The organism is Microcoleus sp. A6-C6, assembly GCF_036705955.1.
Taxonomy (GTDB): domain Bacteria; phylum Cyanobacteriota; class Cyanobacteriia; order Cyanobacteriales; family Microcoleaceae; genus Microcoleus.
Genome location: NZ_JAUBVR010000002.1, coordinates 159,100 through 176,276, shown reverse-complemented (window position 1 = coordinate 176,276; position 17,177 = coordinate 159,100). Strand labels below are relative to the sequence as shown.

Here is a 17,177-nt window from a genome sequence, read left to right as displayed (position 1 = left end):
GTTGAAGCCATGAATCAAGTTATCACCGCGAAGCTAAAGTTAAATCTCACCGCCGAACAGAAGTTGGCGGTGCGTGATACCGCGCTGGCTTACCGTGATGCCTTGAACTATACTGCTATGGTCGCTTTTAAAAATAGCAAGTCTAGTAATGGTGCTAAATTGCAGAAGCTTGTCTACAGTCACCTGCGTTCCGAGTTTAGGTTAGGCGCACAGATGGCGTGTAACGTTCCCAGACAGGTGGCGGCAACGCTTAAATCCTTATTGACCAAGGTCAAGCAGAACAATGAAGCGATCAAAAAAGGACATACCAAGAAGCGTTTTAAGGGGCTTGACAAAGCTCCAAGATACGCATCGCGGACTGTGACCTTGAATTATCAGCGAGACTACTCGTTCAAATCTGACCAGCAAGTCAGTATTGGAACGCTAAACGGTCGGATTTTTGTACCTTACGAAGGCTGGAATAAGCACCTAAACTTAATTAAAGTCTGCCCTAATATTGGAGCAGCAAAGATAGTTTACCAGCGTTCTTCCAAGACTTACTACTTAATGGTAAGTATTGAAATTGAACTACCAGATATCGAGCCAACGTCTATTACTCGAATCTCTGGTGTTGATGTTGGGATGAGATACCTAGCAGTAGAAACAGACCTGAACAATAAGTCTATATTCTATTCTGGTAAAGCGTCTCGACACAAGGCTAACCAATATCAGAAGGCTCGGAGAAGTTTACAGCGTAAAGACACCCGTTCGGCGAAGCGACGACTAATCGCATTGTCGGGACGGGAGAGACGGTTTATCGCTGACGTAAACCACCAAATAAGCAAAGATATTGCCCAACCTAATAGCTTGATTGGACTAGAGAACTTGACCGGAATCCGTGACAGAACTAAGTCCAAGTCTGGCAAGAAAGCAAGCAAGAAACAGCGCAGGGCGAATCGAAACAAGGCTAAATGGTCGTTTGCCGAATTGCACGGCTATATCGACTACAAAGCTAATTTGATTGGCAGTTTAGCGACCAAAATTCCAGCACATTATACTTCTCAAAGTTGCCCCAAATGTGGGCATACCTCGAAGGCTAATCGACCGAACAAGGGGCTAATGTTTAGCTGTGAATGTTGTGGTAATAAATTACACGCTGATTTGGTTGGGGCGCGAAACATTGCAATGAGAACGTTGCTCGTTCGGCAAGACTGGACGAGTACGGGGAGCTTGTCAGTATCCCCCGATGTGTCGCGCAATGAAACTAAAGCTGATATCCTGCAAAGGTTTTCAGGATTGCGGTGGAGCGTAGATACAAGCCCTCATCATATCGGTACTCCGATTGATGACGGGTAATTGACTCTGCAATTTTAAAATCTAACATCTAAAATCTAACATCTAAAATCTAACATCTAAAATCGTTTCAGGGTTCCACCTCCGGCCAGAGGCGTTCTAGTTGATAGCGCCAAGCGGCGAGAGTCTGTTCGCGAGACTCTCGCCCAAGTTCCATTTCGCCCATCAATCCCTCTGCGTAGAAACGGTCTAAAGTCTGAAGGGTAGTTTCTATGGACTGTCCCTGCATCTTGGCAGCTTTGATGATTTGACGGATTCGGCTTTCGATCAAACCGCCGAAAAAGTCGGACAAACCTCGTTCTTGCAAAGTTAGCAGTCTGGCGATGGCGGCCGAGAAATCTGGGGCGGCGAGTGTGGCGAAACTGTGCTGAAATACTCCCCACAAAACGTTTTGATGTATGGCGTAGCGAGTTTCCAGGGTGGTGTCAAAGTTAGCTTCTAGCAGTTGATCGAAAAACGGTTGAGCTTCTTCGGCATCGGCGATGGGTAGCAAAATCCGCAGCCAAGTTTCGTCTTCTGAAAGCAGGACTAAGAGGCGAAATTTCGGGGTTTGTACTTGCCAAGAAGTAGGGGCTGGCTTCTCAACATTTTCGCCGAATAAGTCTTTAAGGGTATTGCTAATTTCTTCGGGAGTCATGGCAATTTTAGATTTTAGATTTTTATTGTCAAAGTTTGTGACATTTTACCAGTATCCCCTAGTATCAACTCAATCGAAAATCGCCAGTCGAAAATCGATTTAGGGTAGCCAGCGGGGATGATAGCCAGCAAAGGGCAGTTCTTCTGGCTGTACTTTTGCGGGAGAACTGTCTGCGGGTATTTCTAATATGGGTAGCAGCCAGAGGCGGCTGGTGGCGATCGACTGTCCGCTATCATTGCGGGGACTGTCTCCTGCTGTGGGTTTTGCTGTTGTGACTGATTGATCGAAAATTAATGCCAGTCCGTCGGGAGATAAACTGATTTGGGTATCTAATTGGTTGGGCAAAATTAGCAGCGGTTTGATGGTTCCTACTAAACGAGTGCCTTCTTTTTTGAGGTCGATGGCGGCGATGAAAGGCTGTTCTTTGTAGCTTTCTGTTTCGAGGCGTTGGGCTAACAAGCAGTAGAGACGCTGGAATTGATTGTCTTTGTTTTTGCGGGGGTCGAAATAAACGGCGATGATGCTGCCGGGAATCCGCAATATTTCTTGTTCTGCGCCTTGGTTGTCTAAGATAAAGAGCGATCGAGTAAAGTCGCTGTTGTATTTAACGTAGGCGGCGGCGGAGTTGTCGCGGGCCATGCCTAATACTTGTTCGTATTTTGGCAAAAATTCTACTGGGTCTGCTTCGGGTGTGAGGGGGACGATCGCTAATCCTTGTTTTTGAGATATTACCATCGATGTGCTGTCAGGGCGAATCATAAAATCTCCGCCTTGTTGATTTTCCAAGGGTTTGGGCGCCACTTTTTCTGACAAAATCCAAGGACTGAAATCGCCGGGATTGCGGCGGTTGAGGCGCTGGACAATGATGATTTTTCCGTCGGCTGAGAGGTCGAATTTGAGGTTTTGGTAATCTTTGGAGTCTAAGAGTTTGTCGATTCTACCTGCTGGTTGCGCTGGTTGGGCTTCCGATCCGGGGGATTGGGGATTGAGGCCGGTGGTGACTGTAAATAGTTCTTGATTTAGGGTGCCGCCAGTACGGGCGATCGATCGATCTGTGGCTGAGAATAAAATGCGATCGCTGTCTGGATACGGTTTAAAATCGGTGACAACTAAATCTTTGGGAGTCAGCGGTATCGGTTTCGAGTCGCTGCTGGTGAGATTGACTAGCATTAATCTGCTTTCTGTTTCGCCTTGGACACCGATGTAAGCAAAAGCTCGATCGCGACTGCGAAAGGAACTGCTAAACGGCTGCATTGGCGTGCCTTTATATTGGTTGTTTTCTCCGAAATACTTGTCGGTTGCGCCGGCGAGTTTTACTGTGTAGGTAACGCCGTAGGGTACGGGATCTTTGAGGGTGTAAGCCATACGGCGGCCAGCCCAGCTAAATTTACCGGGGAGTGGCGGTTCTAGCTTTAAGTTTTCCTCGACGGTGGAGTGGTTCATCGGCCGAAAGAAGTTGAGAATAAAGCCGGTATCTGCGGCGCCGATTTGTTTGTTTTCCCAGCTAAATTCTCGCACTCTGGGCGCTGTGCGATCGCCACTCAGCAGCAGCAGTCCCATTAAGACGCTCAGCAGTAGGATCAGGAAAATCGCCGTGCGGTCGATCGGCTGTTTGAATGGCAGAATACCGAAGAATGAAGGATTAAATTTTTTGTTAAAAATATTCATAAATCTTTCTCTCCTCTTGCTGCTGAAAATTAATTGCCAAATTTTCCCTCTTAAATTTTACAGTCCCGGACGCACTCCCGACCCTCAGAAACCAGTTTTTTTTTTACCATGATAAAGGCTGTCACCTCTGTATTTTGGCAAACAACCCGGTTTCTGAAAGTTGTGGTGTATCCATGACTGAATTCAACTGACAATTCTTAACTGCGCAGCCAGCCCGTTCCTTTTAGGGGTGGGATAGGCGCTGCGAATGCAAGTCGCCGTTCCATTAATATTGAGGATGCTCCTTTTTGTTTACTGAAACAGTTGATTGATAGGTATTAAATCCATCGGTGAAATTTTATCGATCGGTAGCCCGCCACCCAGAGACATTCTCACACCAAGTATGATTGCTAGTACCCCTAAAAACAGTGCTGTCAACTTCATATCCTCCCAAAAACAAGTTAGCCCTTCTTTCCAAAGACCGTAGGTAGTTACTAAATAAGTAGGAAGATCCCCGACAGCTACAGCAATCACAGCACCTAAATTACCCATGAAATGATATCCTACTGGGATGCCAATAGCAATACTCAAGAAAGTTGCCAGATTGCCCATAGCTCCGTACTGAGATTTTCCGACAGCTAACAAACAAGAACCCATCAAATTGTGGAGAGTAGTGTGCCAGATACCTAAAGCCAAGATTGGCATCATCCAAGATGCTGCGATATACTCTTTCCTGTACAGTGTTAAAATTAGTTGATCTCCAAAGCTCACAAAAATTGCTAAGCCTATAGCCAAAGGTATCAGAATCAAGTTGCGGTTTTTGATGATTTTGGCGCGCAATTCCTCACGAGGCAAGTCTGCTAGCATCGAAATAGAGGGAAAAATTACCCTACCTGCGAGGGCGATGATCACTTGGCGCGGCATATCGCCGAGGGTAAAAGCGATGCCGTAAATGCCCAACATTGTTAAAGTAAAGATTTTCCCTAGAACTAGGCGATCGGCTTGAGAGCACAGAAAAAATAAAATCGTAGATAAAAATATCCATTTTCCATAAGAAAATATTTCTCTAGCGGCTTCTTTATCCCAAGCGAAGCGGTTTGACTTGCCGGGAATCAAAAAATGGCTCCATACTAACTCTATTATAGAGTTAGCAAAACCGCCGATGAGGATGGCCCAGATTGTGGGATGGAAAAAAGCCCATACAACCATCACTGTAGTAGAAATTGCCTGTATGACCAACTCAAAAAGCACTACTTGCTTGACGCTCATTTTGCGTTCGAGGGTGGATACAGAAGTGGATTTGAATCCTCCTATTAGGGTATTTATACTTATGCAGGGAAGCAACCACAGGAGACGGGGCTCTTCATAGAAGTTAGCAACTGGCCAGGTGATTATCATTAAACACAACCACACAAACAAGCTGCGAAGAACTTGCATTGTCCAAGCGGTGTTGAGAAATTCTGGCTCGTTCCCGCGCTTGTTTTGAATGATACTTGGGCCCAAACCTATGTCTGTGAATAGGTGGACACCTGTGATGAAAACGTAGGCTAGACCCATCAAACCAAATAGTTCGGGCAAAAGCAGGCGGGTCAAAATTAGGTTGCTGGCAAATCGGATAATTTGACTGCTTCCATAGCTGGCGATCGTCCAGAATGCGCCTTTGATAGCTAATTTTTTTTCTGATGACATATACTCTAAGCTTATTTCCTAATTATGAGTCTAGTTGCTGAATTTGTTATTGGCAACTGTTACAGGATGCTGCTGCCAATGTTGTAGTTGAATTTACCGTATCTTAATTTACGTAGACAGGAATATGCCCGGAATGCTCATCCCGTAATCTCAAAGGTACAATTTGATCCCCTAGTTGCTCCTTGTCTAATAATCATAAGGGTTTTTCGGTTCGGAAATTGGTTTGAGGGAGGATGCTTGAATGATTAATTTGCGCTTACCTTGTAGTTCTTCTACGATTGTTTCTCCTTCTATTTCTAGCCAACTGTCTGGGGGAAAAGAGGCGCGGCTTTGACCGATCGCTAATTTGACAGGCAACCCGATCGGATAGGCATCCGCCGCGCAGCAGGTAATGATGAAACGCCCGATCCACATATATTGTTCTGCGATATTGGGCGGGTGAATTACAAATCCTTGAACCTTGACTTTTTGACCTCTGTATGTATCTGGTTCTGGATTAAAATTTAACAGCCGCACCCATTCCACGAGCGATCGCCTTTCAGGCTTTGTAATATTGCGAAATTCTTGTGGTTGCAGTCTAGTGATGGGCAGAGATTCGGTGAGGCCTCGTTCCAGTGCTGTCTGGCTGGTAAATGTGCGGGGCGTTACTACTAAACCGATTAATGCGACGCTCAGCATTAAGGTGCTGCCGATGCTGGGGGGAAATAAAGTAACGTGTTCAACTTCTGTGATTCTGGGAGATTTATTGGCTGGGGATGTCCGCGATTGCTTTAATTGCTGCTTGGCGCGATCGAGCTTTAAGAGTTCCCAAATTTTAGATCCACCAATCACCATTAAGCCGATTCCTCCGGCTACAGTCAAGCCAAAGTAATTGGGGTGAATCAGAATGCTTAATTTGCCGGTGATCCAATATTTGAGGAGTAATATTCCCCATCCTAAGATAGCTAGGGCATCCAGCCAGGGGCTAAATTTTTTAAGGTTCATTTTTTAAGAGTCATTGGTCATTGGTCATTGGTCATTGGGAATCTATTCTTAGTTGTGCATCCGGGCTAATTTTAACCTAGATACAAGTTGACAGCGAGAGTCATTAAAAAGGTTAACTGAGCTGCCAAAATCATTAAGTAAATTACGGCTCTACCTTTAAAAATAGATAGCATTAAACCGATACCTTTGAGGTCAATCATCGGCCCGAAAACGAGAAATGCTAACAGCGAACCGCTGGTAAATGTGGCTGCAAAAGACAGGGCAAAAAAAGCATCTACTGTAGAACAAATCGATACGACCGCGGCTAATAGCAGCATAGCGAGAATCGAGGAAACGGGGCCTTGACCGAGGTTGAGAATTAGTTCACGGGGTGCGCCAACTTGAATGATAGCGGCGATCGCACTTCCGATGACCAAAACTCCTCCCAATTCGCGCAACTCCTGTACCATACTATCTAAAAGCAGGCGCAGACGCTCTTTAGAAACCGGGTGAAACATAGATGAACGTTTCGAGGTTTTGTCTGTTTTGCCTGTTTGTAAAGGCTTCCAGTCATCTTTTAGCAAAGATTCGATCGGCACTGCACCCCCCTGACCGAGCATAAATGTTCCCGACTGCAACAGTAGCGGAGTATTGGCTAGGGCGAGGTTTTGTTCGGAAAACTCTGGTTTTGGGAGGGGAATCGCGCGGGCTACAGAGGGGTGTAACAGAGGGCGCAAGTCGGCTTGAACACTGAACACCCAGCCGATAATTGTGGCTATTACCAGAGAAAAGACTACCCGCAAAACTACAATTTCTGGCTGATCGCGAAATGCCGTCCAAGTCGCCCAAATTACCACGGGATTGATGGTGGGGGCCGCAAGTAAAAAGCCGATCGCCGCTGGTGCGGGTACTCCCTGCATCAGCAACCTGCGGGCTACGGGCACGTTACCGCACTCGCACACGGGAAACAAAAAGCCGATCGAACTACCCATCAAAGCCGCCAGCAGCGGGTTTCGCGGGATGCGAGATACGAGTTTGCGTTCGTCTACAAACCCCAGCAGTAAACCTGAGAATAAAACTCCCAACAGCAGAAAAGGTATTGCTTCTACTAACAAGCTGAGAAAAAGGGTAAAAGCATTGTTTAACTGATTCGTTATAGCTGGTTGCATCGATCGCCTACTGGTAAATTGGTATTTAGTTTCACGTATTTGGCTGAGTCCCTGTCGATCATACCTGCTGCACAGCACTAAGTTTAAAATTCCGTTGAAACTTTTTGGCGATCGTCCTCAATGTTATAGCAACCATTAAAAGTTGTAGCTTCCATCACCGGACACGGCAATGTCGGTTCCCTAGCAATGCTCGCCTACAATCTCTATATTTCAATATTAGAATAATGGTCGTTCAAATTAATTCTATATTGTTCTGAAAAAACAGGATTATTCTTAATTATATTGGCGCTAATAATGGGAAAGATTAACGAAAATTTAATTAGTTCAAGTGTCGCCAAATATGGCGTTCTATCGGCTTTTTCCAAGGAAAACATAATGAAAGTGGCAAGCTTGTTTAGACGGCGAGACTCTATGGGCAAACCTAGCGGGGGTATTTGAGAATCGCGAAATTATGATTTCCCTGTATCATCAATTAATGATAATTTTCAGTAAGTTCGGGTTATCGTTAAGAACAGGTTAAGGTTTTAGCCCAAGGTTAACTAATAGTTAAATACTCCAAATAATAGTTAATACGCCTCAAGCCGATATAAAATAAAGTCAGGCATAATTACGAAGGCGCATCTATCTCGGTCATCCTCAAACTTGCCTAATACTTGGAGTGGTAAAATCCCATTTTCCACCATAAGTTTTTTGTGTAATTTAAAATGCTGTTTGCCAGAGGGATGTCGGCCAAAGCACTCAGCTACTCACCGACTGAGCTTTGGTAGCTGAATGCCTGCTGGCAAATAAAAAACCAAAAAAGCGTGCTGATGAATTTATGTTAAATACTTCCTGCGTAGAAAGACCAGTCCAACCCGCGTCCGAAGGTGACTCTGGAGAACTTCGCTTAGACTCTACTCTCCAAGAATTATCGCTTTACGATTTTCAAGTAGAAGCTATGGATTTCGGGATGAAAATTTCCCAGATGTTAGAAATTAATCCGCTGTTACCGGGAGTCATTTTGACAAATCAAGGTGAATTTGTCGGCATGATTTCCCGGCGGAGATTTTTAGAATTTCTCAGCCGTCCTTTTGGAAGAGAATTATTTTTAAAACGACCTGTGAAGGCTTTATACCGTTTTGCTGAAATTGAGACTTTGATTTTTCCCAGCAATACTTTAATTGTGGATGCAGCCCGGAAGTCTCTGCAGCGCTCGAAAGAACTGCTTTACGAGCCGATTGTGGTTCAAGTATCGCCCCAAACTTATACTTTGGTAGATGTACGCGAACTGTTAGTAGCGCAGTCAAACATTCACGAATTAGCGACAAAATTGCTGAGGCAACAAACTCAATCTCAACTAATTCAAACCGAAAAATTAGCCAGTTTGGGGCAAATGGTAGCTGGAGTCGCTCACGAAATTAGAAACCCTGTCACCTGCATCAGCGGAAATCTAGGCTTTTTGTCTAACTACTCGAAAGACATTATGGAGTTGCTGTCGGCTTACGAGCAAATTGTCGGCCCTAACGAACAAATTGACGCACTCAAAGCAAACATAGAATTTGATTTTTTGCAACAAGATTGGCTGGAAATTATCAAAAGTATGAAGGCTTCATCAGAGAGATTGAGGGAACTTGTCACCAGCCTGCACACCTTTTCTCACATGGACGAAACTCACTTGAAAGAAGCTAACCTCCACGAATGTATTGACAGTACGCTGCTAATTATGAAAAGCCGTCTGAAGTACGGGTTTAAAGTAGTTAAAAAATATGGGGATTTGCCTTTGGTCAAGTGTTATTCTGGTCAGTTGAGTCAGGTATTTATGAATATCGTCAGCAATGCGATCGATGCTTTGGAAGAGGTAAAAGGAGAAACAGGTTTTGTACCTGCGATTACGATTGAAACTGAGGTAATAGATAGTTCTGACGGAGACTTCGTGAATTCGGAATTACTTCAAAATTATGTTTTGGGAGGACAAAATGCAAAATTGCTATCATCCGCCAGCCAAAATGGCGAATCGGGCCCGGAAGCGGCGGAGACAAATTCAAATAACGCTTGGATAGCAATCAGAATTGCCGATAACGGGCCGGGAATTAAGCCAGAAATTCAGCGCAGGATTTTTGATACATTTTTCACCACTAAACCTGCTGGGAAAGGTACGGGTTTGGGGTTGGCAATTACTCATCAAATTGTGACGGAGAAGCATAAAGGTAAGTTGAATTTGCATTCAACGCCAGGTACGGGAACGGAATTTGAAATTTTGTTGCCCTTGATTTAAATGCTGTCTGGGATGAAGTTCTAGACTCAGAAACCGGGTTTTTTTATGGCGGTAAGGTGCGCCCGCGCGCACCTTACAAATATCAGTTCTGCGTTCGGGACTGATTAAGCTCGAAGCTGAACTGGCATCACTAAGAATGTAGCATTGACTCCGCCCAAAGGTTGAAAAATTACAGGAGCAAGAGCACCGTTTAATTGCAGTTGAATTTCGGGAGACTGAGCTGTTTTCAAAATGTCAATTAAGTATTTCACGTTGAAAGCAATATCTATGCTTTCTCCCGAAATCTGCGCTGGAAGTGACTCTTTGCCGCAGCCGACATCTTTAGCATCTACCGACAAAGTGATTTCCTGATTTTCTTCGTCGATGCTGCATTTGAGGATATTATTTTTTTGGTCGGCAAACACTGCAATTCTTTCGACTGCTGCTAAGAGCGATCGCCTTTCTAGGGTAATTTGCCGCTCAAAAGACGGCGGAATCAACTGCCGATAGGCGGGATATTGCCCTTCTAAGGTGCGAGTTGTCAGGCGTTGGTCGGCCCATTCAAACACTACTTGACCATGTTCAAAATGCAGGGTAACAGGTTCAGTCCACTGCCGCATCACGAGCATTCTTTCTACTTCCCGCAATGCTTTAGCGGGAACTGTCACTTCAAATTCTTCTGCGCTTTCTTCACCTTCGGTTTTTTCATTTGCAGTTTGAACTACTGCCAATCTGTGGCCGTCTGTCGCTGCAAATTCTAGGCAATCTTTGAGTACCTTTAAATGCACGCCTGCCAGTACCTGTTTTGCTTCGTCGGGGCTAGTAGCAAATAAAGTTCCTTTGAGTCCTTCTATCAAGGCTTCGGGCGGCAATTTGAGGATTGTTCCGGCTTCGATTGCGGGCAATTCTGGGAATTCTTCTGGGCCCATGCCTCTGACTTGGTAGCTGCCAGAACTGCAAGTGAGATAAGCTACGGTATCCCCGGCTTCGTCTTCTAAAGTAATCTCTCCGCCTGGGAGTCTGGAAACAATATCGTTGAGCAATTTCGCGGGTATGGTAAAACTGCCGCCGCCAGTCACTTCTGCTGCAAAGCTGGTGCGAATTCCCAAACTGAGATCGAAAGCTGTCAAGCTAACCCGCTGATTTTCCTCATCCGCTACTAAGAGCACGTTGGCTAGTACCGGATGTGTCGGGCGGGAGGGAACGGCTCGACTTACCAACGAGAGGTTGGCGTTGAGGTCACTTTGGGTGCAAACCAATTTCATGGGAGGAAGGTTAATTAACCGGATTTGAAACAGAAACAAATGGTATCACAGAAAGCTGATGGCAGTTGGCAGTTGACAGTTGACAGTTGACAGTTGACAGTTGACAGTTGACAGTTGTCTGTTGGCAGTTGTCAGTTGTCAGTTGAGAGTTTACCGAAGCAACCAGGAAGAGTTGGCAGTTGGCGGAACAGTTTTTTTTTATTGAATTATTTTTGTGCGATCGCCCTGTGGAAACTGTGGAAAAATAAAATAATTGCTTATTGTGCTTGAGTTGTAGCTCGTAAATGCCTGTGGAAAACTTGTGGAAAAGCTGGCTAAAGTCGATCGCTCTTCCATTTTCCCACAAAAACTGTTTTGGGCGATCGAGTAAAGTTTTCCACACTATGAGGGCTAATTTTCCACAGGTTTTTCCACAGGCGGGGTCGATCGGGCTTTAAGTTTTGCGGCTAATAACGTTAATTCGATCGCTCAATTGACGCAAAGTTTGGGCTAAAGTTGGATCTGTGTTCCGCAACTGAGCAATTTTATCGCAACTGTAAAGCACAGTCGTGTGATCCTTGCCGCCGAACACTTCGCCAACTTTCGGCAAACTCAAAGTAGTGTGCTGCCGAATTAAATACATCCCGATTTGACGAGCAAAGCTAATTTCTCGCCTGCGGGAAACACCCTTCAAGTCTTCCACAGAAACATCAAACACCTCAGCCACAACTGCAATTACTGCATCGGGAGTCGCCTCTACGGTTTCAGTTTGCGGGTTCAAAACCGGGGCGATATTCTCCACGGTCATCGGCAAACCGGTAATTGAAAGATATGCTACTGCCCGAATCAAAGCTCCTTCTAATTCCCGCACATTGGAAGTGTAACTAGAAGCAATGTATTCTATGACATCTCGCGGCAGCCTCATATTTTCATATTCAGATTTTTTCTGCAAAATTGCCATCCGCGTTTCCAAGTCTGGCAATTGAATATCGGCAATTAATCCCATGGAAAATCGGGAACACAAACGCTCTTGCAGGCGGGGAATTTGCTGCGGCGGGCGATCGGAAGCTAACACTACTTGGTTTCCGGCTTCGTGTAAGGTGTTAAAAGTGTGAAAAAATTCTTCTTGGGTGTATTCTTTGCCTTCTATAAATTGGATATCATCTATTAATAAAACATCCGCTGCTCGATAGTGATCGCGGAAAGTTTGCATACTATCTTTGCGAATGGCGGCGATTAAATCGTTGGTAAATTTCTCAGTAGAAACGTAAAAAATCTTGGCATTGGGGTCGATTTCTAAGCGATAATGACCGATCGCCTGCATCAAATGAGTTTTCCCCAAACCAACGCCGCCACACAAAAATAGGGGATTGAATTCTCGGCCCGGAGACTCGGCTACGGCGAGGGATGCTGCGTGAGCCATGCGGTTGTTGGAACCGACGACAAAGCGGGAAAATACGTATTTGGGGTTTAAATGGGCTGGTTTAGGTGGGTGTAGCGAGTGGCTTTCGGGGCGATCGGCGATCGGGGATGGCCAAATCATGGCGGAGTCGTTGCTGCCGCCTGTTTCGTTTCCCCCGGCAACTGTCAAGTAGATTTCTACGGGATAGCCGAGAATTTCTGCGACTGCATCGGCAAGGATTTCTCTGTAATATTTCTGCAACCAATTGCGAGCAAAGGGGTTGGGGGCGCTGACAATCAAACAGTTATTTTCGAGTTGTTCGGCCCTGGCAGTTTTGATCCACGTCTCAAAGCTAGGTCTGCTCAGTTGTACCTGGAGACGTTCAAGTATCTGATTCCACAGACTTTCGAGGGTAATGTCCACTGCTTACCTTTGCCGATCGGCATTTAAGAGATTTTCATGTCCAGACTGTTCAGTTTAGTCGAGTTAGTGGTTGGGAAGCTAGAGCGGCCAAGATTGGGCGGTTTCAACCGTATCTCTTAGCAAAATCAGCGAAAATCGGCAATCCAAAATCCAAAATGAGAAGCTGAATGTTAAAGTTTAAGGGAGTCTGCCGATCGCCCAAAAATTTTGTGGCTCTGCGGCGATATAGCAGGTATCGAAGAGCTGCTAGGCAAGTATTTAAATTTGGCAGGAAAGCCTTAAAACGTAGCGATGAAGAGTTCTACTGGCAAATTTTGGAAGCAACCAGCAATTTACATATTGCTGCTGGTAACGGGAGCAGCAGCGGCCATGTTGGGCGATCGGCTGTCGGTTTCTCAATTACGTGCAAATTCGGGCGATTCGGGACAAAGGGCGCTGGAACCGAGATTGCAAGTGCCTGCTAATACTAAGCCTCAAGCTAGCAAAGTCTTGTCGCCGATTCCCTTGTCGGGCGACGGGGCTAATGTGAATTTTATTGTGGCTGCGGTGGCAAAAGTTGGCCCGGCGGTGGTGCGGATTGATGCTTCGCGCAAGGTGAGACCGGGAAATAAAGGTGTTTCGCCGGAGGATTTTTTTGGTGGACAACCGAATTCGGGCGGCCGGGGCGGGATTGAACGGGGCACTGGTTCGGGTTTTGTGATCGGGGCTGACGGCGTGATTCTGACGAATGCTCACGTTGTAGAGGGTGCAGATACGGTAAGTGTAACTCTCAGGGACGGCCGCAGCTATCAGGGGCGGGTGTTGGGGGCGGATCAGGTGACGGATGTGGCTGTGGTGAAGATTGAGGCGAATGCTCTGCCTGTGGTGGCGATCGGCAATTCTGATAAGCTGTTGCCTGGGGAATGGGCGATCGCGATCGGCAATCCTTTGGGTTTGGACAATTCCGTAACTGCGGGGATTATTAGCGCTACGGAGCGATCGAGCTCTGATGTGGGCGTACCCGACAAGCGGATCGGTTTTATTCAAACAGACGCTGCAATCAATCCGGGGAATTCCGGCGGCCCGCTGCTGAATGCTTCGGGGGAAGTTATTGGGATGAATACGGCGATTATTCAAGGAGCTCAAGGATTGGGCTTTGCAATTCCGATTAAGGCGGCGCAACAGGTAGCGCAGCAACTGATTTCGACGGGGAAAGTCGAACACGCTTATTTGGGCATTGAAATGGCGACGCTGACTCCTGAAGTTAAGCAGCAAATTAATGGCAATGCTAACAGTAATCTGCGAGTTGCAGTCGATCGGGGTGTGGCTATTGTGAGTGTTGTTCCTAATTCTCCCGCAGCGGCGGCAGGTTTGCGGGCTGGAGATGTGATTCAAAAGCTTAACAATCAGCCGATTATTCAGTCGGAAGCTGTTCAGGAGTTCGTGCAAAATGCTAAGGTTGGCGGCCTGTTGCAAATGGAGATTAATCGCAACGGGCAAATAGTTAATTTGACTGTACAACCGGGGAGTTTGCCAGTTCAAAAAATTAGATAGGAAGTTCGGCGACGGATTTTGTATAGAATCCATTTGAGATATTTTATGTTAAATCAACCTGCATCAGAAATCGAATTGTTACGCGCGGCCTACGCTGCTTTCAACGCGCGAGACATCAACGCCGCCCTCGCCCTCATGACTGCGGACGTGGCTTGGCCGCGAGCGTTCAAAGGCGGTTTTGTCCGTGGACATGAAGAAGTCCGCGCTTACTGGACGGAGCAATGGAGCGAGATCGATCCCCATGTGGAGCCTAGTGCCTTTCACCCAGAGGAGGGCGGGCGGATTTTGGTCGATGTGCACCAAGTCGTGCGCGATCTGGCTGGAAGCGTGGTTGCTGATGAGCGGGTTGGTCATCGCTTCACCATCGATCGTGGCTTGATTCAAGTCATGGAGGTCTGTTCACTTCCATCGTCCAGCTAGGTCGCCTAACACTGCGCTCCGGTTGCACAGCTTGAGTCCGTTATGCAGCTACATTTATAAGCTGTTAGTCATTTAAATTTATTGCCTGAACCCCTTACAGTATGGGGTATAGACCACAAATAATGCAGTTTAAATGTCGAACAGCTTAGCAAGTTTTAGCGATCGCCCTAAAAGATATCAAATGGGTTCTACGATCGCCATAAGAGGGCTGAAGCCCAACAACATACCTCACCTATCTGAGAAGGGCTATAACTGATTTAACTGATGTTGGAAAACGGATTTTGTAGCGGATTTAACGGATGTTAGGTAACGGATTTTGTAGCGGATTTAACGGATATAATTTCCAATAACAACTAACAAATAACAGCTAACAAATAACAAATAACAACTAACAAATAACAACTAACTATGCCAGAAATATTACAAATTTCACAATTAGGAAATCCCGTACTGCGCCAACCGTCGCAAGTTGTTGAGAATGTTAAGGACGATCGCATTCAAGAGCTAATCGACGACCTGATTTTTACCGTACAACAGGCGAACGGAGTAGGGATTGCGGCCCCCCAAGCGGCGAAGTGCGATCGCCTGTTCATCGTCGCATCCCGCCCCAACCTGCGCTATCCCCAAGCGCCGAAGATGGAACCGACGGCGATGATTAATCCCCGGATTATCGCTGCATCCACAGAAACAGTCAAAGACTGGGAAGGCTGTTTGAGCATTCCGGGGATTCGCGGGTTGGTGCCGAGAAGTAGGGCGATCGAGATAGAATACACCTGTAGAGACGGCAAACTCCACCGACAAGAACTTACAGACTTTGTAGCCCGGATTTTTCAACACGAATACGACCATTTAGAGGGCATCGTGTTTTTAGACAGGGTGGAAAGCACCCACGAACTAATGACAGAGGATGAGTACCAGCAGCAATTTGTCAAGCTCCTGTGATAATTGATATAATGGCGATCGGTAACTAAAATTGATGTTGTGAATAGGAGGGCGAATGTCTATCAACTTGGAAAAAGGCGGGAGAATCAATCTATCTAAAGAAGCACCAGGGCTGAAAAATGCCGGGATCGGTTTGGGATGGGATACCAATGCTACAGACACCGGCGGGGCCTTTGACTTAGATGCTTCCGTGTTTATGTTGGGGGCTACTGGGAAAATTTCCAGCGAAAAATACTTGGTTTTCTACAACAACAAAGAGTCGCCCGATACTGCTGTAATACATCTGGGAGATAGCACAACCGGAGAAGGATTTGGCGATGATGAAACCGTTACAGTCGATTTAACCAAAGTCGATCCTGCGGTAGAAGAAATTGTGTTTGTTGTCACCATCCACGAAGCCGAATCCAGAAGGCAAAACTTCGGTCAAGTGAAAAATGCTTTTATCAGGATTTACGACACCACTACTAGCAAAGAAGTCCTGAAGTACGATTTGGATGAGGATTTTTCTCGGGAAACTGCGATCGAATTTGGCAAACTTTACAAGAAAGACGGTGAGTGGAGGTTCCAAGCAGTCGGACAAGGCTACAATTCAGGCTTGCAAAGCTTTGTAGACAAGTATGCCGGATAAAAGGTCGATATAAAACAATACGGTTGAGATAAAGTCGATCCCCCCTAGCCTACCTTAAAAAGGGGGGGACAAGAGAGTTCTCAAAGTCCCCCTTTTTAAGGGGGATTTAGGGGGATATCCGGGGAATAAACCGGACGTACTGTTGAAACGGCCCGGTCTTTTTATTAATCCCATATTGCACGATAAACCTTACCAAATCAAAAAACTATGGCTATCAACTTGACAAAAGGACAATCAATCGTACTCAGCAAAAGTGAATACGACTTATCCAGAGTGACAATGGCTTTGGGCTGGGATGTTGCACAAGTTAAAAAAGGTCTTTTCGGCAGAAGTAGCGGTGCAAATTTTGACCTAGATTCCTACGCTTTGCTGCTGGGGGACAATGGCAAATTAAAACAATACAAAGAAGATGTAATTTATTACTCTCATTTAGAATCCAAGGACAAAACAGTTGTGCACTCCGGCGACAATCTCACCGGGGAGGGAGAGGGCGATGACGAACAAATATTTGTGAAACTGAACTCTTTGCCAGCACAATATCACAAAATTATCTTGGGCGTAAATATTTACAATGGCAAAGAAAGAAAACAGCATTTTGGCCTGGTAGAAAATGCTTACGTGAGGGCTGTAGATGCCGCCGGGAAAGAAATTGCTCGCTATCGCTTGTCAAATGACTCTTCCTATGAAGGCAAATTAAATATGTTGATGGGAGAAGTTTATCGAGAAGGTAGCGAATGGAAATTTAAGGCTTTGGGAAATCCTTTGACTGAAGATTTTAACGGTGTTGTCGGTTCGTTTATGCGGTGATAGGAAAGAAGATTTTTTTAACCGCAGATGAACGCAGATGAACGCAGATGAAATTCTATCTGCGTTCATCTGTGTTCATCCGCAAATATCTGCGGTTAAAAAAGCAAA

At 45.8% G+C, this 17,177-nt stretch carries 16 protein-coding genes; 8 read left to right on the top strand and 8 right to left on the bottom strand.

The genetic code is table 11. The features are described from left to right. The first annotated feature begins 9 nt into the window (after window positions 1-9). On the top strand, window positions 10-1,335 hold the full coding sequence (locus QUB52_RS02170; RefSeq protein WP_332972281.1) for an RNA-guided endonuclease InsQ/TnpB family protein: 1,326 nt from the start codon (window positions 10-12) through the stop codon (window positions 1,333-1,335). Window positions 1,336-1,402: 67 nt separating this feature from the next. On the opposite strand, the gene QUB52_RS02165 is transcribed toward QUB52_RS02170, so the two are convergent. The 5 genes from QUB52_RS02165 to QUB52_RS02145 all read right to left on the bottom strand — a co-directional run bounded on the left by QUB52_RS02165 (window position 1,403) and on the right by QUB52_RS02145 (window position 7,437). Further along, window positions 1,403-1,969 (bottom strand): hypothetical protein, encoded by a 567-nt coding sequence (locus QUB52_RS02165; protein WP_332972280.1) that lies wholly within the window; start codon window positions 1,967-1,969, stop codon window positions 1,403-1,405. 99 nt (window positions 1,970-2,068) lie between these two features. Beyond that, window positions 2,069-3,637 carry a hypothetical protein gene (locus QUB52_RS02160; RefSeq protein ID WP_332972279.1) on the bottom strand — a complete coding sequence of 523 codons (1,569 nt, stop codon included), beginning with the start codon at window positions 3,635-3,637 and terminating at the stop codon, window positions 2,069-2,071. Between the two features lie 291 nt (window positions 3,638-3,928). Further along, window positions 3,929-5,305, bottom strand: a complete 1,377-nt coding sequence (locus tag QUB52_RS02155; protein ID WP_265233629.1) for an oligosaccharide flippase family protein — start codon at window positions 5,303-5,305, stop codon at window positions 3,929-3,931. 186 nt (window positions 5,306-5,491) lie between these two features. Continuing rightward, window positions 5,492-6,289, bottom strand: a complete 798-nt coding sequence (locus QUB52_RS02150; RefSeq protein WP_332972278.1) for a TIGR03943 family putative permease subunit — start codon at window positions 6,287-6,289, stop codon at window positions 5,492-5,494. A 71-nt stretch (window positions 6,290-6,360) separates the two neighbouring features. Next, entirely contained in the window at window positions 6,361-7,437 is a 1,077-nt protein-coding gene (locus tag QUB52_RS02145) for a permease (RefSeq protein ID WP_265233631.1), read from the bottom strand. Window positions 7,438-8,254: 817 nt separating this feature from the next. Here QUB52_RS02145 and QUB52_RS02140 point away from each other — a divergent pair. Beyond that, window positions 8,255-9,691 (top strand): sensor histidine kinase, encoded by a 1,437-nt coding sequence (locus QUB52_RS02140; protein WP_332972277.1) that lies wholly within the window; start codon window positions 8,255-8,257, stop codon window positions 9,689-9,691. A gap of 104 nt (window positions 9,692-9,795) precedes the next feature. On the opposite strand, the gene dnaN is transcribed toward QUB52_RS02140, so the two are convergent. From dnaN to dnaA, 3 genes are read right to left on the bottom strand one after another with little or no spacing between them, the layout of a single operon-like run. Further along, window positions 9,796-10,935, bottom strand: coding sequence for a DNA polymerase III subunit beta (gene dnaN / locus QUB52_RS02135; protein ID WP_265233633.1), 1,140 nt, complete (start codon window positions 10,933-10,935; stop codon window positions 9,796-9,798). Window positions 10,936-10,945: 10 nt separating this feature from the next. Next, window positions 10,946-11,317: a hypothetical protein gene (locus tag QUB52_RS02130; protein ID WP_332972276.1), complete on the bottom strand. Its 372-nt coding sequence runs from the start codon at window positions 11,315-11,317 to the stop codon at window positions 10,946-10,948. Between the two features lie 51 nt (window positions 11,318-11,368). Then, on the bottom strand, window positions 11,369-12,739 hold the full coding sequence (dnaA, locus tag QUB52_RS02125) for a chromosomal replication initiator protein DnaA (protein ID WP_265233635.1): 1,371 nt from the start codon (window positions 12,737-12,739) through the stop codon (window positions 11,369-11,371). Window positions 12,740-13,030: 291 nt separating this feature from the next. Here dnaA and QUB52_RS02120 point away from each other — a divergent pair, with 291 nt between their 5' ends. The 6 genes from QUB52_RS02120 (at window position 13,031) to QUB52_RS02095 (ending at window position 17,069) form a co-directional block, all read left to right on the top strand. Further along, complete coding sequence (locus QUB52_RS02120; RefSeq protein WP_332972275.1) at window positions 13,031-14,272, top strand: HhoA/HhoB/HtrA family serine endopeptidase; 1,242 nt, start codon at window positions 13,031-13,033, stop codon at window positions 14,270-14,272. A gap of 45 nt (window positions 14,273-14,317) precedes the next feature. Next, entirely contained in the window at window positions 14,318-14,692 is a 375-nt protein-coding gene (locus tag QUB52_RS02115) for a nuclear transport factor 2 family protein (RefSeq protein ID WP_265233637.1), read from the top strand. A gap of 133 nt (window positions 14,693-14,825) precedes the next feature. Then, window positions 14,826-14,948, top strand: coding sequence for a hypothetical protein (locus tag QUB52_RS02110; RefSeq protein ID WP_332969225.1), 123 nt, complete (start codon window positions 14,826-14,828; stop codon window positions 14,946-14,948). Between the two features lie 152 nt (window positions 14,949-15,100). After that, complete coding sequence (def, locus tag QUB52_RS02105; RefSeq protein ID WP_332972274.1) at window positions 15,101-15,634, top strand: peptide deformylase; 534 nt, start codon at window positions 15,101-15,103, stop codon at window positions 15,632-15,634. A gap of 55 nt (window positions 15,635-15,689) precedes the next feature. After that, window positions 15,690-16,262 (top strand): TerD family protein, encoded by a 573-nt coding sequence (locus QUB52_RS02100; RefSeq protein WP_332969227.1) that lies wholly within the window; start codon window positions 15,690-15,692, stop codon window positions 16,260-16,262. A gap of 207 nt (window positions 16,263-16,469) precedes the next feature. Continuing rightward, entirely contained in the window at window positions 16,470-17,069 is a 600-nt protein-coding gene (locus tag QUB52_RS02095; protein WP_332969228.1) for a TerD family protein, read from the top strand. Window positions 17,070-17,177 lie beyond the last annotated feature (108 nt).

Coding starts and splice junctions, on each gene's coding strand:
- QUB52_RS02145 (WP_265233631.1), bottom strand. CDS start 7,437: ATGCAACCAGCTATAACGAATCAGTTAAACAATGCTTTTACCCTTTTT.
- QUB52_RS02150 (WP_332972278.1), bottom strand. CDS start 6,289: ATGAACCTTAAAAAATTTAGCCCCTGGCTGGATGCCCTAGCTATCTTA.
- QUB52_RS02120 (WP_332972275.1), top strand. CDS start 13,031: ATGAAGAGTTCTACTGGCAAATTTTGGAAGCAACCAGCAATTTACATA.
- QUB52_RS02140 (WP_332972277.1), top strand. CDS start 8,255: ATGTTAAATACTTCCTGCGTAGAAAGACCAGTCCAACCCGCGTCCGAA.
- def (WP_332972274.1), top strand. CDS start 15,101: ATGCCAGAAATATTACAAATTTCACAATTAGGAAATCCCGTACTGCGC.
- QUB52_RS02115 (WP_265233637.1), top strand. CDS start 14,318: ATGTTAAATCAACCTGCATCAGAAATCGAATTGTTACGCGCGGCCTAC.
- QUB52_RS02110 (WP_332969225.1), top strand. CDS start 14,826: ATGTCGAACAGCTTAGCAAGTTTTAGCGATCGCCCTAAAAGATATCAA.
- QUB52_RS02165 (WP_332972280.1), bottom strand. CDS start 1,969: ATGACTCCCGAAGAAATTAGCAATACCCTTAAAGACTTATTCGGCGAA.
- QUB52_RS02095 (WP_332969228.1), top strand. CDS start 16,470: ATGGCTATCAACTTGACAAAAGGACAATCAATCGTACTCAGCAAAAGT.
- dnaN (WP_265233633.1), bottom strand. CDS start 10,935: ATGAAATTGGTTTGCACCCAAAGTGACCTCAACGCCAACCTCTCGTTG.
- QUB52_RS02100 (WP_332969227.1), top strand. CDS start 15,690: ATGTCTATCAACTTGGAAAAAGGCGGGAGAATCAATCTATCTAAAGAA.
- QUB52_RS02170 (WP_332972281.1), top strand. CDS start 10: ATGAATCAAGTTATCACCGCGAAGCTAAAGTTAAATCTCACCGCCGAA.
- QUB52_RS02160 (WP_332972279.1), bottom strand. CDS start 3,637: ATGAATATTTTTAACAAAAAATTTAATCCTTCATTCTTCGGTATTCTG.
- QUB52_RS02155 (WP_265233629.1), bottom strand. CDS start 5,305: ATGTCATCAGAAAAAAAATTAGCTATCAAAGGCGCATTCTGGACGATC.